Origin of the sequence: uncultured Capnocytophaga sp., from assembly GCF_937936315.1 — a bacterium.
GTDB lineage: Bacteria > Bacteroidota > Bacteroidia > Flavobacteriales > Flavobacteriaceae > Capnocytophaga.
This window is the reverse complement of sequence record NZ_CALGWU010000003.1, coordinates 24927-41738: the sequence shown is the minus strand read 5'-3', so window position 1 is coordinate 41738 and position 16812 is coordinate 24927. Positions and strand designations below refer to the sequence as shown.

The 16812-nt window shown below is 38.6% G+C and carries 20 protein-coding genes and 1 other RNA gene; 9 read left to right on the top strand and 12 right to left on the bottom strand.

Features of this window, described 5'->3' with window-relative positions:
* The first annotated feature begins 36 nt into the window (after positions 1 to 36).
* Both Q0162_RS00855 and Q0162_RS00850 read left to right on the top strand, forming a co-directional pair.
* Positions 37 to 1254: a hypothetical protein gene (locus Q0162_RS00855; RefSeq protein WP_297887641.1), complete on the top strand. Its 1218-nt coding sequence runs from the start codon at positions 37 to 39 to the stop codon at positions 1252 to 1254.
* A gap of 88 nt (positions 1255 to 1342) precedes the next feature.
* Positions 1343 to 2578 (top strand): hypothetical protein, encoded by a 1236-nt coding sequence (locus tag Q0162_RS00850; RefSeq protein WP_297887638.1) that lies wholly within the window; start codon positions 1343 to 1345, stop codon positions 2576 to 2578.
* Between the two features lie 49 nt (positions 2579 to 2627).
* On the opposite strand, the gene Q0162_RS00845 is transcribed toward Q0162_RS00850, so the two are convergent.
* From Q0162_RS00845 to Q0162_RS00805, 9 genes are all read right to left on the bottom strand, one after another.
* Positions 2628 to 3377, bottom strand: coding sequence for a uroporphyrinogen-III synthase (locus Q0162_RS00845; RefSeq protein WP_297887635.1), 750 nt, complete (start codon positions 3375 to 3377; stop codon positions 2628 to 2630).
* Between the two features lie 22 nt (positions 3378 to 3399).
* Positions 3400 to 4071, bottom strand: a complete 672-nt coding sequence (locus Q0162_RS00840; protein WP_297887632.1) for a DUF4271 domain-containing protein — start codon at positions 4069 to 4071, stop codon at positions 3400 to 3402.
* 2 nt (positions 4072 to 4073) lie between these two features.
* Positions 4074 to 4481, bottom strand: a complete 408-nt coding sequence (locus tag Q0162_RS00835) for a DUF4296 domain-containing protein (protein ID WP_297887629.1) — start codon at positions 4479 to 4481, stop codon at positions 4074 to 4076.
* 4 nt (positions 4482 to 4485) lie between these two features.
* A complete protein-coding gene (locus Q0162_RS00830) occupies positions 4486 to 5823 on the bottom strand; it encodes a dihydroorotase (RefSeq protein ID WP_297887626.1) in 1338 nt (445 codons plus the stop codon).
* A gap of 37 nt (positions 5824 to 5860) precedes the next feature.
* A complete protein-coding gene (locus tag Q0162_RS00825) occupies positions 5861 to 6403 on the bottom strand; it encodes a GNAT family N-acetyltransferase (protein WP_297887624.1) in 543 nt (180 codons plus the stop codon).
* Entirely contained in the window at positions 6400 to 6693 is a 294-nt protein-coding gene (locus tag Q0162_RS00820) for a DUF721 domain-containing protein (protein WP_095898465.1), read from the bottom strand. Before Q0162_RS00820 ends, Q0162_RS00825 begins: the two co-directional genes overlap by 4 nt.
* Positions 6694 to 6709: 16 nt before the next feature.
* Complete coding sequence (locus tag Q0162_RS00815; protein ID WP_095898466.1) at positions 6710 to 7006, bottom strand: Txe/YoeB family addiction module toxin; 297 nt, start codon at positions 7004 to 7006, stop codon at positions 6710 to 6712.
* Positions 7006 to 7230 carry a hypothetical protein gene (locus tag Q0162_RS00810; protein WP_095901449.1) on the bottom strand — a complete coding sequence of 75 codons (225 nt, stop codon included), beginning with the start codon at positions 7228 to 7230 and terminating at the stop codon, positions 7006 to 7008. The genes Q0162_RS00815 and Q0162_RS00810 overlap by 1 nt, the downstream gene beginning before the upstream one ends.
* A 156-nt stretch (positions 7231 to 7386) precedes the next feature.
* Complete coding sequence (locus tag Q0162_RS00805; RefSeq protein WP_297887616.1) at positions 7387 to 8394, bottom strand: choice-of-anchor D domain-containing protein; 1008 nt, start codon at positions 8392 to 8394, stop codon at positions 7387 to 7389.
* Positions 8395 to 8552: 158 nt separating this feature from the next.
* On the opposite strand from Q0162_RS00805, the gene Q0162_RS00800 reads away from it, so the two are divergent.
* Positions 8553 to 9644 (top strand): hypothetical protein, encoded by a 1092-nt coding sequence (locus Q0162_RS00800; RefSeq protein ID WP_297887614.1) that lies wholly within the window; start codon positions 8553 to 8555, stop codon positions 9642 to 9644.
* 7 nt (positions 9645 to 9651) lie between these two features.
* Here Q0162_RS00800 and nrdG read toward each other — a convergent pair whose 3' ends face one another.
* Both nrdG and nrdD read right to left on the bottom strand, forming a co-directional pair.
* Positions 9652 to 10134 (bottom strand): anaerobic ribonucleoside-triphosphate reductase activating protein, encoded by a 483-nt coding sequence (nrdG, locus tag Q0162_RS00795; protein WP_002679780.1) that lies wholly within the window; start codon positions 10132 to 10134, stop codon positions 9652 to 9654.
* Positions 10115 to 11905: an anaerobic ribonucleoside-triphosphate reductase gene (nrdD, locus tag Q0162_RS00790; RefSeq protein WP_297887610.1), complete on the bottom strand. Its 1791-nt coding sequence runs from the start codon at positions 11903 to 11905 to the stop codon at positions 10115 to 10117. Before nrdD ends, nrdG begins: the two co-directional genes overlap by 20 nt.
* A 341-nt stretch (positions 11906 to 12246) precedes the next feature.
* Between nrdD and Q0162_RS00785 the strand changes: the two genes are divergently transcribed.
* On the top strand, positions 12247 to 12975 hold the full coding sequence (locus Q0162_RS00785) for a TerB family tellurite resistance protein (protein WP_297887607.1): 729 nt from the start codon (positions 12247 to 12249) through the stop codon (positions 12973 to 12975).
* A 39-nt stretch (positions 12976 to 13014) separates the two neighbouring features.
* Here Q0162_RS00785 and ffs read toward each other — a convergent pair.
* Positions 13015 to 13113: signal recognition particle sRNA small type (ffs, locus tag Q0162_RS00780), an RNA gene on the bottom strand.
* Between the two features lie 88 nt (positions 13114 to 13201).
* Here ffs and Q0162_RS00775 point away from each other — a divergent pair.
* The 5 genes from Q0162_RS00775 to Q0162_RS00755 all read left to right on the top strand — a co-directional run bounded on the left by Q0162_RS00775 (position 13202) and on the right by Q0162_RS00755 (position 16725).
* Positions 13202 to 13621 (top strand): nucleoside-diphosphate kinase, encoded by a 420-nt coding sequence (locus Q0162_RS00775; RefSeq protein WP_297887604.1) that lies wholly within the window; start codon positions 13202 to 13204, stop codon positions 13619 to 13621.
* Positions 13622 to 13703: 82 nt separating this feature from the next.
* The gene (locus Q0162_RS00770) at positions 13704 to 14180 is read left to right on the top strand and encodes a CAP domain-containing protein (RefSeq protein WP_297887601.1); all 477 of its coding nucleotides are present in this window, start codon (positions 13704 to 13706) and stop codon (positions 14178 to 14180) included.
* A 43-nt stretch (positions 14181 to 14223) separates the two neighbouring features.
* Complete coding sequence (locus Q0162_RS00765; protein ID WP_297887598.1) at positions 14224 to 14802, top strand: TatD family hydrolase; 579 nt, start codon at positions 14224 to 14226, stop codon at positions 14800 to 14802.
* 53 nt (positions 14803 to 14855) lie between these two features.
* A complete protein-coding gene (gene rpsU / locus Q0162_RS00760) occupies positions 14856 to 15050 on the top strand; it encodes a 30S ribosomal protein S21 (RefSeq protein ID WP_002674401.1) in 195 nt (64 codons plus the stop codon).
* Positions 15051 to 15279: 229 nt separating this feature from the next.
* Complete coding sequence (locus Q0162_RS00755) at positions 15280 to 16725, top strand: leucine-rich repeat domain-containing protein (protein WP_297887559.1); 1446 nt, start codon at positions 15280 to 15282, stop codon at positions 16723 to 16725.
* The last annotated feature ends 87 nt before the right edge of the window (positions 16726 to 16812 follow it).

Genomic DNA, 16812 nt, shown 5'->3' with positions numbered 1-16812 from the left:
TGACAGATAATTATTAATCAATAAATATAAACTAAAATGAAAAAAGTAATCTTAACCTTCTGCAGTCTTGCACTGCTTAGTGTGTCTTGCAAGAAAGACGACACCCCTACTCCTTCTAATGAAGGCGGTGGAAAATATTTAGTGAAAACTACCTTTAAAAACCCTGATGGTAGAAGTGGTAGTTCTTATCTACAACTTACTAATGATCTCAATGCCACTACTGCCTTAAACAACAAACAAGCTATACAAGTGCCCTATATGTCGAGTGTAATGATATATGGCAATGAGGTATATTCATTAGATGCTGTTGATGGTAGTTATGGCGTGAGAAAATTTATTTACAACCCTACTACCCAAAAACTTACCGAAAGTAAAAAATTTGATACCCCTGCACATTCTATGCCCTGCAACTTGATAAAGGTGAGCGATACCAAAGCTTATTTGCCTTTATACAACACACCAAAGGTGTTGATTATCAATCCACAAACAATGCAGAAAACAGGTGAAATAGACATTCAAAGGTACGCCCACAGCGACAGCAGTCCGGATGCAGGCTACGGAATAATACGCGATGGGTATTTCTACCTACCCCTATTGCAATTAGGACCTGATTATGCTCCTTATGCCGACCATCTCCAAAGTGATGTACTCATCATCAATGTACAAACTGATAAGGTAGAAAAGGTTATATCAGAAACCACTACTCACTTGGCTATGCCTTCTCAACCCTCATATAAAACTTGTATTTTCACCACCGAAAACAAAGATATATATATAATGTGTGCTGGCTATTTCGGGTTCAATCCCGCAAATACCCATTCAGGGTTTGTGTGCATACCTCAAAGTACTACCGTATCGGCTACTGAGTTTGATAGCAGTAAGAGTTGGGATATATCCAACACTACTATTGAGGGTACTACCTATAAACCCTCTACCATATACAGTGCTGAATATTTAGGGAATGGCAAAATAGCTGCTTTTGTAGCTGCTGCCGAACTTAATATTGATAATCCTTTTATCGATAAAAATGGTATTGCTGTGTTGATAGACCTCAACGCTAAAACTATTAAGAAGATTGATGGTATCCCTTATACTGATAGCCACAGCGTGTTTATTGGTAGAAACAACAACGAAGTAATTTTTGGGGTATCGGGTAAAGAAAAAAGAGGTTTATTTAGCTACAACCCTGCTACCGGTATCAGCAAGCAAGTGCTAAACACAGAAGGGGGTGCAGACTTTTTCTACGCATTTTAGTGCGAGCCGCACAGGCAATTTGGTGCGAGCCGCACGGGCAATTTAGTGCGTTGCAAAAATCGAAAATTAATCAAAAAAATAAACTACAATGAAAAAAGTAATCTTATCCTTCTGCAGTCTTGCACTGCTTAGTGTATCTTGCAAAAAAGATGACAACACCAAACCAGCTCCTGTGCCTCCCAGCACGGTAGAGTACAACGGTAATTTCTTATTAGAAACCTCGGTGAAAAATCCTGATGGAATGAGTGGTAGTTCCTATCTTCAAATCATTCATAAAATGGCAGGAGGTATCGCTGTTGATAACTCTAAAGCCGAACAAATAGAGTTTAGCTCTTCGGTACAAGTAGAAGGTAATAATGTTTATATCTTCGATACTATGAAAGGTACAGCTGGTATTACCCGTTGGACGTATGACCCTGCTACCCAAAAACTCACCAAAGGAGCTACTCTTGATGTCCTTGCAGGCTCAATGGTGGGTCACCTCGAAAAAATAAGTGATACTAAAGCATACGTACCTTTCTATACACAAGGTGTAGTGTGGATTATCAACCCACAAACGATGCAAAAAACAGGTGAAATCAATCTCAGCCAATACGCTCACAATGATACTAGTCCTGAACCAGCTATGGGTATTCTTCGCGATGGCAAATATTATCTATGTCTTACCCAAGTGAACCAAGGAGAAGGTTGGCAACCTTATCCCGATTATCAGCAATGTGATGTGGCTATCATCAACCCTCAAACTGATGTAGTGGAAAAAGTAGTATCCGAGACTACTACCAAACTCACCTTCCCTACCCGCCCTATGGCGCAATGTAAAGGAATGCTCTTCACTAATGAAGCAGGTGATATTTATATGGCTACTGCAGGCTATTTTGGATATTCTAAGGACAATACCAAATGTGGTTTCCTCTGCATTCCCAAAGGCAGTACCGAGTTTGATAGCAGCAAATCGTGGGACATCTCCACTACCACCATTGCAGGCACTACCTACAAGCCTGCCAGCGTGTATAACTGTTTGTATATAGGCAATGGAAAAGCAGTAGCTTATGTGGGTATAGTAGAACTCAACGGTTCAAACCCCTACACTGCTAAAAATGCAATGGCTGTGCTCATAGATTTCAATATCAAGTCTATCAGCCAAATAAGAGGCGTTCCTCTTACCGATGGACATAGTATCCTTATCACCAAACTGAAAGATAGAGTGCTATTTGGTGCTTTTGGAAGTGATAAACGCGGACTCTTCGCTTTCAACCCAGCTACCGAAACCGTAGAGCAAATCCTCTCTACTACTGGCAATCCTGGTGCTTTCCACGCATTTTAAATGAAAAAAAAGAATATAATAAAAAAGACTGCTAAAAAGCAGTCTTTTTTTATTTTTTACTATTTTGTTTGCCTAAATAATGGTCGAGGGCAACGGTCATCGAGGGGCTTTCGGGTGAAGGCGCTTTGATATCGATGATGAGTCCTGCTTCTTCAGCAGCTTTAAGGGTTGCATCGCCATAAACAGCTATTTTAGTTTTCTTTTGTGAGAAATCTGGGAAACTTTTGAAAAGGGCTTCTATACCCGCAGGCGAAAAGAAAGTGAGTATGTCATACTTGTTTTCTTTGATAGCCGAAATATCGCAATATACGGTGCGGTAGAATACCACGCGTTCCCATTTTATTTTAATCTCATCTAAAGCAGCTGTAGCTTCAGGTTTAGGTGCATCAGAACCTGGAAAGAGAAATTTTTCGTCTTTGTACTTCTTGAGGATAGGCAAGAGGTCGGCGAACTCTTTTTTACCTACATATATTTTGCGCTTGCGATAAGTGATATATTTCTGCAAGTAGTAAGCAATAGCTTCCGATTGGCAAAAGTACTTCATAGTGATAGGTACTTTAAAACGCATTTCTTCAGCAATACGAAAATAATGGTCTACAGATTTGCGACTGGTAAGAATAACGGCTGTAAAATTGGTAAGGTCAATCTTCTGCATTCTGATGTCCTTAGCGGTCATCCCTTCTACTTTGATGAAAGGCACAAAATCTACTTTCACGTTGTGGTTTTGAATGATTTGTGTATACGGAGAGTTTTCAGCCTTTGGTTCTGGTTGCGAAACTAATATCGATTTTACCTTCATAAATGTTCTTTCTTTACACTTCCTAAAAATATCCTATTCCGTAAATAATAAAGATATAGGGTGCGATTTCAAGGGCGCAAAGATACAAAATAAAATAGAATAAGTAAGGTTTTATTTCTTTTTGATTAGATTTTATGATTTTAATCCAACTTAACATATTGATGCTCAGTAATATTAGTAATAGTACTAAAAGAAGTAAAAACAAGTGTTTTTCGCTTGTAAAAGGTAGATAAACACCTAAAAAAAGGACAATTACCATCACAATTGCAGCATATGAGGAGTAAGCTATTCTGTTAAAAATATAATCTCTGCTAAAATCGGAGAGGTCGAAAAGACTGCTAATCCATCGCTGAAGGAGAAGTTTTGCAACAAGAAATAGAAATACGAAAAGTACTATTTCTAAAAACATAAACCTCTCAGTATAAAGTTTTGTTATCCCATAGTGTTTGAGGCTTACATATACAAAAAGTGCTAAGCACAAACATTGTGTGAGGTAGAGCACTACCGTGAAGAGGTGGAGTTTGCGTTCCTTCTTGCCATAGATAATAATGTACTTATTGTTGAGCAATAGTCGCTGATAGTCCTTAAAATGCTTAGGATAGAACACGCGCAGGAAAGCTACCAACCCGAAAATAAGTAGGAAGGCAGGAAATATCCAAGTGAGATAAGTGCGATGTATGAGCAGTGCGTCCAAAATTACTGAGTAGGTTCTTTAATGAGTTCTTCTTTGAGTTGTTCTTCTTTTTTAACGTCTTTAGGGGTGTTTATTACTTTGTCGATACTATCGCGTTGGAGTTTGATTCTCTTTTCTACTTTCTTTACAATGGTATCGTATTCTCTAGGAAAAGAAGCATAGTACACCATATTCTGCGCTAGTGAAATACTATCGATTTGGTATTTTTTGTAGATAAACTGTTGTGAGTTGAACTGCAACGAGTCTAATTTTTGGGCTTGTGAAACTTTCATCGATTCTAACACAGCCAAATCGTAGAGCAGATTTTCCATTTGCTTTTCGTCCAAAAACTTATCGGGTTTAGGAACGATATTCTTTTTGCAAGCTGCTACGGCGAGTAGCAAAACCAATATATAAATAATTTTCTTCATAGTCTTATCTGTTGAAAGTGATGCGTTGCCCCTGAGGCTCTACAATAAGTTTACCATTGTGATACACCTGTTTGCCATTCACAAAAGTGCTCACCACAGCCGAGTGGAATTGTTGTCCTTCCAGCGGACTCCAGCCACATTTGTAGAGCAGATTGTTTTTCTGTACTGTCCATTGGGTATCCATATCCACCAGCACAAGGTCGGCGTAATAACCTTCACGCAAGAAACCGCGGTCTTTTACCTGAAAAAGAATAGCGGGATTATGACACATTTTCTCTACTATTTTTTTGATAGAAATACTACCTTTATGAGCTTTCTCGAGCATTGCCACAAGTGAATGCTGTACCAAAGGTGCTCCTGAAGGGATATTTACATAGCCCTTTCGCTGTTTTTCTTCGAGGGTGTGAGGTGCGTGATCGGTAGCAATCACATCCAAACGGTCGTCTAAGAGAGCTTGCCACAGCGCAGTGCGGTCATCAGCAGTTTTTACTGCAGGATTCCATTTGATGAAAGCCCCACGAGTAGTATAATCTTCCTCACTAAACCACAAGTGATGCACACACACCTCAGCGGTGATTTTCTTATCTTTTAGTGGCATATCATTGCGGAAGAGGTCGGTTTCCTTAGCTGTTGAAAGGTGGAACACATGCAGACGCGCACCTGTTTTTTCAGCCAAAGCAATGGCGCGTGAAGAGGATAGATAGCAAGCCTCAGCACTGCGAATATGAGGGTGCATAGCAATAGGGATATCTTCACCATACAAGGCTTGATAGTGAGCTAAATTCTTGCGAATAGTTGCTTCATCTTCACAATGCGCGGCAATTACTAAATCTACATTGTTGAAAATAGCTTCTATAGTTTTCTCGTTGTCTACGAGCATATTCCCCGTAGATGAGCCTAAGAAGAGTTTCACCCCTGCACAAGCGTTCTTATCTAAGCGTTTCAGTTCTTCGAGGTTGTCGTTCGTACCTCCCAAGAAGAAAGAATAGTTAGCAAACGATGATTGTTTGGCAATCGCAAATTTCTCTTCCAAAAGCGGAATCGTTACGGTTTGAGGTACGGTGTTAGGTTGCTCAAAAAAGGTAGTTACACCGCCGGCTACTGCCGCACGGCTTTCGGTAGCGATAGTAGCTTTATGAGTAAGTCCAGGTTCGCGGAAGTGCACTTGGTCGTCAATCACTCCAGGGATGAGATACTTGCCTTCGGCTTCTATCACCTCGTAATTCCCTTTAGGAGTAATGTGAGAGTCTATTTGTGCAATGCGCTCTCCCTCAATCAAGAGGTCGCCTTGAAAGAGGGTATTTTCGTTTATAATAATGGCGTTTTTGATTAATGTTTTCATCTCATTAATAATTTATTTGATACCTATTCCCTATCTTCTATCCCCTGAACACAAGGTGTTTATATACTCCACCTGCAAGCTCTTGATGATTTACATATTCAAACCCTAAGCGGGTGTAAAGTCTTTCGGCTTTTGGGTTTTGTACATCCACGAGTAAGCCTATGGGTTGAGTAGCCACCTTTTTGAGATGCGTGATAAGTTTAGAGCCTATGCCTTTGCCTTGGGCAGCGGGCAGTACGCTGAGGGTATCTATATACAGTTCGCCTTCAGCGGTTTCATCTTCCAGCACAATATCTATACCGTAGCTACTGCGAATAAGTGCCAGCACAGGGGCGCGCAAGTGGTGCAAATGCGCTCCATCATAAGCAATCACCGACCCTATTACTGCGCCCTCTTCTTCATATACCCAAGCATTTTTATAGGAATACTGATTGCCTTCTTGTTCAAAGAGGTTTTTTAGCAAGGCAATAGCTTCTTCTTTGTGGTCTTTGCCTATCATTTTATACACGATTTCCTCCATTGCTTGAAACATTAGTGGGGCAACAACAGGTGCATCGGTGGGGGTTGCGGGTCGTATCATCCGTTTAGAAATATAACTTTTTGAATTAGAGATTCTCCCAAGCGCTCGTTGAGGTTCTCAATAATTTTGGTTTTGCCATAACTCAATTCGTTGCTAAGTGCAGGCGAAGTTAGTCGCACATATAGCGTATTGCCTTTAAGCTCTACCGAAGTAGTATAGCGCGCTATAGTTGTACCCATCAGTTCATTCCAAAGGGTTGGCAACGAGGCTTTTTGCAAACCATAATTGAGGTGATTTTGCTTTACAATGAGCTTAATAACCTCCGAGAGGGTGTGAGTATTTCCGTCCATAATTTTAACTCTTTAATTACTTATCATTGTAATGTCCGAAAGCAGAAAGTACTTCTACTTTTTTTTCTTCCTCAAAAACTTCATATATAAAGCGATGTTTTCCATTGATTCTTTTGGAATATACATTTCTTTCTCCATATCCTTTAAGAGGTTCCGTCTGTCCAGTTCCTTTTGTAGGGGTTTCTTCTAATTCATCTAAAAAAGCATCTATCTTTTTTAGTATTTGTTTATTCCCCGATTGTTTATGGATTTTTAAATCACTAAAAAATTCTTTTGAATAAATAATCTCAAAGGTTGGTTGTTTTTCTTCCATTAGTCAAACATCAATTTTTTCATTTCTTCCCTACTCATTTGTATTTTTTCACCAGCCCTTGCACGATCTATTTTAGCAAAAAAAGCCTCCTTAGTCATCAAAGTTTCGTCCTTTTCTTCTTTAATAACTTTGGTTGTAGCTTTCAAACTGTTTAAAATTCTTTCGATAAATGGAAAGTCTGCAGCTTGTATTTCTGATTGGAATGTAATTGTGGTTGCTTCCATAGTTTCAATATTTTTTGCAAATGTACAAATTAATTATCAATTATCAATTATTTGCCTGACCTATTACTTGTTAGCTATCACTAAAAAAGAGGTTGTCTAAAGTTTAGACAACCTCTTTAGAATTATAAAGCCAGCAGTACTCAAAGCTGGATTTTGTTAGTTACATTCTGTTTTAAACTCTGCTCTGGTTCCTTGTTTAAACCAGTTTGCTACAAGATTTGTTAATTGTTCAGCGCTTACTTTTACACATTGTAAGGAATTGGCACCATTCAATTGCACGTACGTAAGTTTAGTGTTTTTTGAAAGGTCTAAACTCGTTAGAGAATTGTTTTCATTTAGATATAAACCTTTGAGTTCGGTAAGTTTAGAAATATCTAAAGAAGTGAGTTTGGATTTATTGCAATACATATTAGTAAGACTTGTATTAAGAGTAACACCTTTAAAATCAGAACCTCCACAAGCAAAGGTTTTGATATGCTCATTTTGAGAAATATCAATACTAATAATACCTTTTTCTCCAGAAAATTCCATTTTTGTAAATTTTCCATAAATAGAAACTGTATTAGAGCTACCTATTCCTACAAAAAGGTTTCCTGCTTTTACACTGGGATATAGAACTTCTAACAAAGCCTCACCTCCATCTTTTACACCATTGTTATTCCGGTCAAACCACACCTCAGGAATATCATTCTCTGCAATTGCTACGCTTAACATAAAGGAATCACCTTCAGCCTTGTTAGTAACAAAAGTTACTTTAGGTATTATGGTTGCAGTTCCTTTTAGCGGAATGGTAATAGTTCCTGCATTGCTTTTAATCACTAAGTTAGCTATCTTTTCTCCATTAGTTTTAGGAGAAAGGGTAACATTAAATTCGTATTTTTTACCTACTCCTATAGTAGTGGGTGAAGCTGTGGTTGTAAACTCATCAGCATTGGCACCTGTGAGTTCCACTGATGTAATAGTAACATCAGTTGCTCCTGTATTACTGATTGTAATAGTTTTAGAAGTAGTACCATTCACAAAATCACCTTTAGGGGCTGTTACTTCCATCTTAGGGACTTGTAAAGATGGTTGTTGCGGATTATCGTCATTCTTTTTACAAGAGACGAAAGTAGCGAATGCTAATGAAAATAGCATTACTGAAAAACTGAATCTTTTTTTCATAAAACCGAATTTTAAATTATTATGCGCAAAGATACGAATAATTCGTCAATTAGCAAATTATATCTCATTGAAAATGACTAATTAAAAAACAAAAAATGCGTGATTTACCATAAATCACGCAATTTTTACTATTTTTGCATTTTCAACCTCTCCAATATATGAAATACATTCCCCTTTCTCTTTTACTATTAGCTACTGTTAGTAGTTGCGATGGCTGTAAAAATAAATCAACCTCTACTACAGACGAAATTTATGTGTCTGATAGTATAAAAGAATATAGCCCAGAACCTCAAATTATCCAATATAGTCAAGACCCAGAAAACACTGATACTCCTATTAATACTACAAGCATTGAATTTGAAAACATACCCACTGCTTCTGTTGCCGATAGTATCAATTTGTATATCGCAGGACTTGCTCAGAATGAAAAAGCGATCCACGTTTCTTTTTCTGATATATACCAAAACGACACCTTAGATGTGCCCCCACATTATATCAAGAACCAAAAGAAATTAGGAAAGGAATTTATGAAGTATTTTCCCTTAACAGGCAACTATAGAACTCGCTTTTTCAAACGTATGAAATTCTCCGAAACTGATACACTCTATCTCTATAACATCGATAAGAATAGGTTGAAAAAATTTCCTTTATCTACTCTAAGAGTCGCTGCTAATCTCAATGTTTATGCCGATGAAAAAGACATTTCCTCTTACAATTATGAAATAGGGTTTGAAGTGTATTATGCTAAAGATAAACTCTCTAGGGAAGAAGCCGAAAATAGGTTTGCATTCGCTTATGTAGGCAAAGAAAATCCATTTGTAGAGAACCAAATGCAAGTAGTTACTTGGAAGGAAATAAAAACATCTGCTTTCCCTGCTACCTACAAAATTGTAAATCCTAAATACAGATTAGGAAAAGCGTACAAATACCATTACAAACAAACTACTTGTTATATACAAGATTTTACTGAAGATGATAGTTATTACGACCCCGTTGCACGCTTTTTCGTAGTGATAGATAACAACACTAAAAAGATTATCAAACGTCAATTCTTTAAATCAGGTGAATCTACCTCTATTACTCCTGCTGAAAAAAGCGATATAATACCTCCTACCTATATAGGGCACTTGCTTAAAGGGAAACCTGCTTGTATTTTTGGTTTATATGGAGAATCCTTTGGATGTGAAGCCCTTGTCTTCCTCAGTGATAACTACTCAGACCTCCCTATACAATGCGATAACCGACATTGAGAAAATCTTACCTTTTACCTTTTTTATGAAACAGCTTATTCATCACCTCTCCCGTTTGTAGGTTCAAAAACTCTTGATTGGTGGTGGGGCTGTCGAGTCCACCAAGTTTAGGTAACCACTTGCCGGTTTTGATGTAGTCTAAACACCCTAACAGCTCAGGGTATTTGCGCTGTACTTGCTTGAGGTTGAGCCCTGTGTATAGTGCTGTTTTCAGCCGTTTGCACTTCACTTGGAAGATAAGCGAGAGCAGGGTCTCTACCTGCCACTCGCCTCCCATAAACAGCACACAGCTTATCATATCTTCATACTTGCTGAGCAGTTGTTCTAAACCTTCATTGGTGAGCGCACAGCCTTTACTGCCGTCCCAAATATATTCGGAATGGCAACCCTCACACGCCAACGGACACCCTGTGATGGTAAAACACAGGGAAATCTCGTTGGGTACTTCTTGGAGGACTATATCGTAACTGCTATACCGTAGCGTGCCCATAGTAACGTATTTTAGCTTCTTTTTGTCGGTCTTTAGAGAAATTAGTAATGCGTTTGAGGTAGCCTATCACACGAGTAGCGTGGTCGATATTTTCAGAACCACAATGGGTGCAGTGGTCGTGCGTGTGTTTATCGATATAGCCACAATCGTTGCAAACGGTTACGCATATATTGAAGCAGAAGTAGTTACACCCCGTTTTAGCCGCTACATTCAGTAGTTTGTAGAAACCTTCGGCAGAGGGGTATTCTTCGAGGTTGCAGTGGTAAGCCGAACCGCCGTCTAAGTACTGTATATACTCATTGCCGTGCAAATAGAACTTATCGATAAGGTTTTGAGAGTCGTCTTCCACAATATAAAAATATGAATTGTAGCAATCACGTGGCACTTGCAAGCCATCGGCTTTGTCCCAAGCAGCATTCTTCACCCCAAGGTTCTCAGCAGGCACAAATTCGGTATTGAACATAAAGCCGTATTTAGCTTTAGCTTCCTTGTTCTTGTCGTAAATTAGTTTGAGGTTTTTGTTGATGAACGCCTTATAATCGGGATTGTCGGAAATGCGAATGCCTAAATACTCAGCAGCTTCCACCATTCCGTTAATTCCAATAGTGAGGAACTGTTTATCAAGCGAGATAAAGCCTGCATCGTACACTGGTAACATACCCGCATCTTTGTACTCTTGCACAATAGCGCGGTAAGCCACTTGGTATTTGTGGATATTATCCAAAGTGCGCTCCAGCGATAAATGCTTTTGGTAGAGGCGATTCATATTGATAGTAATCACATTGATACTACCGGTAGAAACTCCTCCTGCCCCGAGTGAATAGCTAAAGGTATTATCGGAAATTTCATTGCGCAAACGGCAGCAACTTGCCAAGGAGTCGGCATTATCCGATTGATATACAAAGAAGGCATTCCCTTCGCTGAGTTCTTTGGCACAGAAGCGCGCAAAATGCTCGTCGTACACGTGTTTGTCCTTAGTGAGCATTGCTGCGGTTACTACAGGGAAGGTGAGGATCGCTTTGGTGCGCTCGATATTGAACCAATGCATAAAGAACTGTTGAAGTTTGTCTAAAGACTCATAAGAAGGTTTGCTACCATCGGGGTAGACGAAAGTCCCGAACATCGAGTCGAAATACGGACGGTCATACAATGATATATTCCAGAAAACCGACTGATAACCACGTGCTGCTGCTGGCTGATTGATAGCATATACCACGTGTTGCAATTCGTTTTCTATCACTTCACGATGGGTGTTGAGGTAATCGTCGCCATAATCTTTGCGCGCAAAATGGTCGAAGTACATTAGGAACTCTACTGTGGCTACTGCTCCTGCAAACTGTGAAGATACTGAGAAGAGGAAGTTTACGAACGACCCGCAATAGCTTGCCAAATGTTGTGGGGCTTTGCTTTCACCGCCGAGTTTTACGAGCCCGTCCAAGAGCAAAGGATACATCGATACGCTCACACAATAGGGTTTAAGACTCGTTTCATCGTGCACATAGATTTCGTGTTCTTCAATCTGACGAATATACTCATCTGCTAATTCTTTACCAAAGAGTTGCTCAATTTTGCGCGATACCAGCGATCGGTTTACTTGGATATTGATATCCTTGTTCAGCTCGGCTTCCATTGTAGCGATGTTCTTATGGGCTACATTGGCATTGGCATCAAAGAGAGACCCCGTAGCGGCGTTATGAGAACTCAAGTAGTTCTCGATAAATTTACATTTTGTCTGTAACTGCTCAGCAGTAAGTTTGGTAAATTTACTCATAATTTTTTATTTATTATTATTTCGTTCAAGTAAAAAAGGGTGCTGAGAGGTTTATCTAAACCTCTCATATATAGTACATTGTATAATATTGCTTTTTGTAAGTCCCTAAAAAAGGGGAAGTGATTTTTTCTTAGTTGCTGGGGCAAAGATACGGAATAAAGCAATAGGTTATCAACAAAATTAAAATACTTATCAACAAAGTTATGAACAATTTTTGTTACTTGTTCATACTTAGAAGTTAAGGGGCTAAACTCAATTATTCAAATCTTGTGATTTGAAAAAATAGTTCTACCTTTGCCAAAATTATAAAAATTACATAACGCTACTATTTACTAATAACAATGAGTTTTTTTACTATCTTTATAGCTATTCTATTCTTTTTATTTTTCAATAGATTTTCACAGCAACCTAATGCTAAGAATTTTGGCAATACTTTCCGTCCACATATCTCTCCTGCAACTTTTGAACTCAACCTTCTATCCCTCTGTTCTCTCGTTATCAAAGCCAACGGACGTGTTACTCAAGAAGAACTCGACTTTGTGCGTGCACAATTCGTGCGCCTATATGGCAAGGAGCGCGCCAATGCAGTGTTTCGCAGTTTCAATGAGCTCATAAAAGGCAGGGAATTAGATGCCAGCCGCATTGCTATCTATGTGCGGGTGCGTACTACTTACGAAACCCGATTGCAAATCTTGTATTTCTTGTTTGGTATTGCCGAATCGGATGGGGTGATGAGTGAGGAAGAGGTACGACAAATACGAGAAATTGCTTATCATTTTGCTATAGAAAACAGCGATTTTGAGAGTATCAAGGCAATGTTTGGCAGTAGCCAAAACAATAGCAACAACCCTCATAACACTACGCCCAATGGCTTAGCAAAAGCTTACGCTATCTTAGGATTACAGCCCAATGCCACTGCTGAAGAAGTAAAAAAAGCCTATAGAAATATGGCAAAAAAATATCACCCCGATAGAGTGATTACTGAAGATGCTGCCATCAAAAAAGGCGCTGAAGAAAAATTTAAACAAGTACAAGAAGCCTACGAGCTAATTTGCAAATATCAAAATTAACAAATTTGCAAATTGTCAAATCGACAAATTACAAAAAAAAAGTGGCAAGCGATCTACATCGCACCGCTACAACCGAATACCTTTGCTGTGTTCCCACCCTGGAGGATTTTTCAGGAGCTGGTCGTGTAGGACTTGCCGGTGCAAAAGTACAACTTTTTTATTACACTGCAAGTTTTTTTGAAAAAAACTTGTATCTTTGTGGCTAAAACTAATAAAACAACATACAATGACTACAAACAGAACCCTTACAATGATTAAACCCGATGCCGTTGAAAAAGGCTATATAGGGGTTATCCTTACCGACATCATCGCTGCTGGTTTTACAATCAAAGCAATGAAATTCACCCAGCTCACCCGCCGTGATGCCGAACAATTCTATGCCATACACAAAGGCAAACCTTTTTTTGAGAGTCTGCTCAACTTTATGACCCGTGGACCTATAGTAGCAGCTATCCTTGAGAAAGACAATGCTGTAGCCAGTTTCCGTGAACTCTTAGGAAGTACCAACCCCGAAAATGCTGCCGAGGGTACTTTGCGTAAGAAATATGCGACTTCACTAACCGAAAACGCTGTTCACGGCTCGGATAGTGATGAAAACGCTGCTATCGAAAGCCATTTCCATTTCTCAGAACGTGAAGTATTTTGAGTTAAAGAATATTTTTAGCTGTTTAACAACTAAAATTTCACTACTTTTGCCTCAAAAATACTCTATATTTATCTCTTAATCAATGAAAAAACTCCTTTTACTCTTAGCAATCCTATCGCTACAATGTAGCAAATCTCAAGATAATGATAACGTGAGTTTAAAAACTAACAAAATGCTCACCCTCATCAATCAGCAACGCCAAAAAGGTTGTAACTGTGGTAATACCTACTACAAAGCTGCACCCCCTCTAAAGTGGAACACCACCCTCGAAAAGGTCGCCAAAGCTCATAGTGATGATATGCGCCACCGCAATACAATGACCCACTATAGCAAAGATGCTAAAGACCCTGGCGATCGCCTCTCAAAAGCAGGCTACAAGTGGAGTACTTGGGCTGAAAATGTAGCTATGGGGCAACAAAATGAAGAAGAAGTGATGAAAAGTTGGCTCAAAAGCCCAGGACATTGTGCCAATATTATGAACCCCGATGTAACCGAAGTAGGCGTAGCACGCAGTGGCAACTATTGGACACAACTCTTCGCTACCCCCTCCAAACCCTAATCCTTGCCCGTGTGGCTCGCACCCTGACCCCTGACACCTAAAAATGTACTTAGACATTCATTCTCATACTCAGCACTCTACGATTGATACTCTGGTCATTCGCAACCAATATCCTCTCACCGCCGATACTACTGAACCCTTCTCAGTAGGGATACATCCTTGGTATATAGAGAATTGGGAACTGCAATGGGAAGCCTTAGTACCATTGTCAAAACATCACAACTGCTGGGCTATTGGCGAATGCGGACTTGATAAAAACATCACCACTCCCCTACCCCTGCAGCAAGAAATATTTTTAAAACACATTCAGTTAGCCGAAACTTTACAGCTTCCACTCATCATCCATTGTGTAAAAGCCTATTCTGAAGTTATTCACCTGCGAAAAATCACCAAAAGCAAACAACTTTGGATACTCCATGGTTTTCGCAAAAATCTAAAAATTGCTCACGAATGCATCGCTCACGGTATTGCCCTTTCATTTGGCTATGCCCTACTCTATTCACCTCAGCTACAAGAAGTTTTCCAGAATATACCTCCAGAATACCGCTTCTTTGAAAGTGATGATATAGAGATATCTGTTTCAAAATTTCCAATTTTTCTAACTGACAAATTTGCAAATTAGAAAATTAGTTTGTACTTTTGCGCCCTGAAAATTGAAAGGGGGTGTAATCACTTATGTTAATAATTCCTTTAAAAGACGGAGAAAGCATTGATAAAGCTTTAAAACGTTACAAACGCAAATTCGACCGCACTGGTGTAGTACGTGAACTACGTGAAAGACAACATTTCACTAAACCATCTGTACGCAGAAGAGCCGAAATCCAAAAAGCACAATACATTCAACACTTGAAAGATCAAGAAGAAGTATAGTTCTTTTAAAATTATAAACAAAGAGATAATGGATAAGAATTCTAAAAATTCTTATCTATTATCTCTTATTTATTTATTAAGTATTAGTCATTGATCCTTAATAACTTATAAAATTTTGTTATATACATCACAAAAAACTTAGTTGTTTATCTTTCAACGATTTGCATTTCTAAATTAAAAGTAGTACTTTTGTCCCCAATTTGAAATGAAAGTAATAAATAATTTAGCAATGAAAAACACATTTTTAACATTAATAACTGCATCCTTAGCTGCAACAGTTCTCACGGGTTGTAAAAAAGACAACAGTGAAGAAGAAAACAATGTCATAAGATTTGCTGATAAAAATTTAAGCGTAGCTGTCGATCAAACAGCTGAAGTAAAACTTTTTGTTCCTTCTGGAGCGGGAATAGCCGATCTTAAATCTAACGACGCTCAAGTAGCCATTGTAGGAACAACTAGTAGCTTTCTTAAAATAAAAGTAACTGGTAAAAAAGAAGGAAATACTACTGTAGAAGTTAAGAATGGTAACCGCTCCCAAAAAGCCGTTCTTAATGTTCACGTATTTAGAGAAAACGTAGAAAATAACGGTGGATTTAAAGTAGATAAAAGCGTTATCTTCCTCGCAAAAAATCAAGATACTGACGTGACAGGACACCTTAAAGGAGGTTCTGGTAACTACGATGTAATCATAGGTAACTCTAACTTAGGTAGCGTACGCAAAGTAAATGGTAAATTTATAGTAAAAGGCCTCGGCGAAGGTTTAACAGATAAAATTACTTTCAAAGACCTTACACTAAACAAAACTGTAGAGGTTCCTGCTTACGTAATCAAACCTTTTAAAGCTACTAATGCCCCTACCGAATTAAGTTTAAATAGCGCTTACGATATCAATTTAGAAGGAGTATATACCACTACTACTACCGATAATGGCAATACTAGTGGCCGTTTTGATAGAGTAACTTACTCCACTTCAGGAGGTGTTCAAGTAGTACAAGTGCTTACAAAAGAACACAAAAATCAACAAGGACAATTACAAGGTCATATATTTACAGGTATCAAAGTTAAAGCTACTGCAATAGGTGCTGGTAGCGTAACCCTTATCAATGGCGACGGACAAACATTGAGCCTCAACTTTACTGTTAAAACCTCTGTAGTTAATAATACCTATTTCAATGTAGACGCCGATGGGGTACTTACTGTAAAACCAGGTGTTACACTACCTGCTCACGTTGACCTCCCTCTTAACGCTAAAAAAATAGCAAGAGATGCTTTTAAAGATAAAGATTTTACAAGTATTGACTTGAAAAATGTAGAAGAAATAGGTGAAGAGGCTTTTATACGTTGTGTAAACTTAACTACCGTTAAAATGCAAAGAGTAAAAGTTGTAAAAGGTGGTGCTTTTAGAGGTACCGCACTAACAGAAATCGACTTACCTGCTTCTATAGAAACAATTGAAACAGGTGCTTTTGATATATTAGGATTAGTAAAAGTAACCTGTAGAGCCACCACTCCTCCTACAGTAAACAGATCTTTTAATCTAAGTAATAGCAGTCGACGTAAGCTTTACGTTCCTGCTGGTAGTATTGATACCTATGCAAGTAATTGGGGTACAGAAATAACATCTTACTTCGGAGGTTTAAGAACTAATGGCTACAAACCTTACCCTATCCAATAAAATTTAAAACTAACATACTTCGGAAAACCGTTATAAGTCCCCCTTATAGCGGTTTTTCTTTACACTATTCACTTTTAACTTTTCACT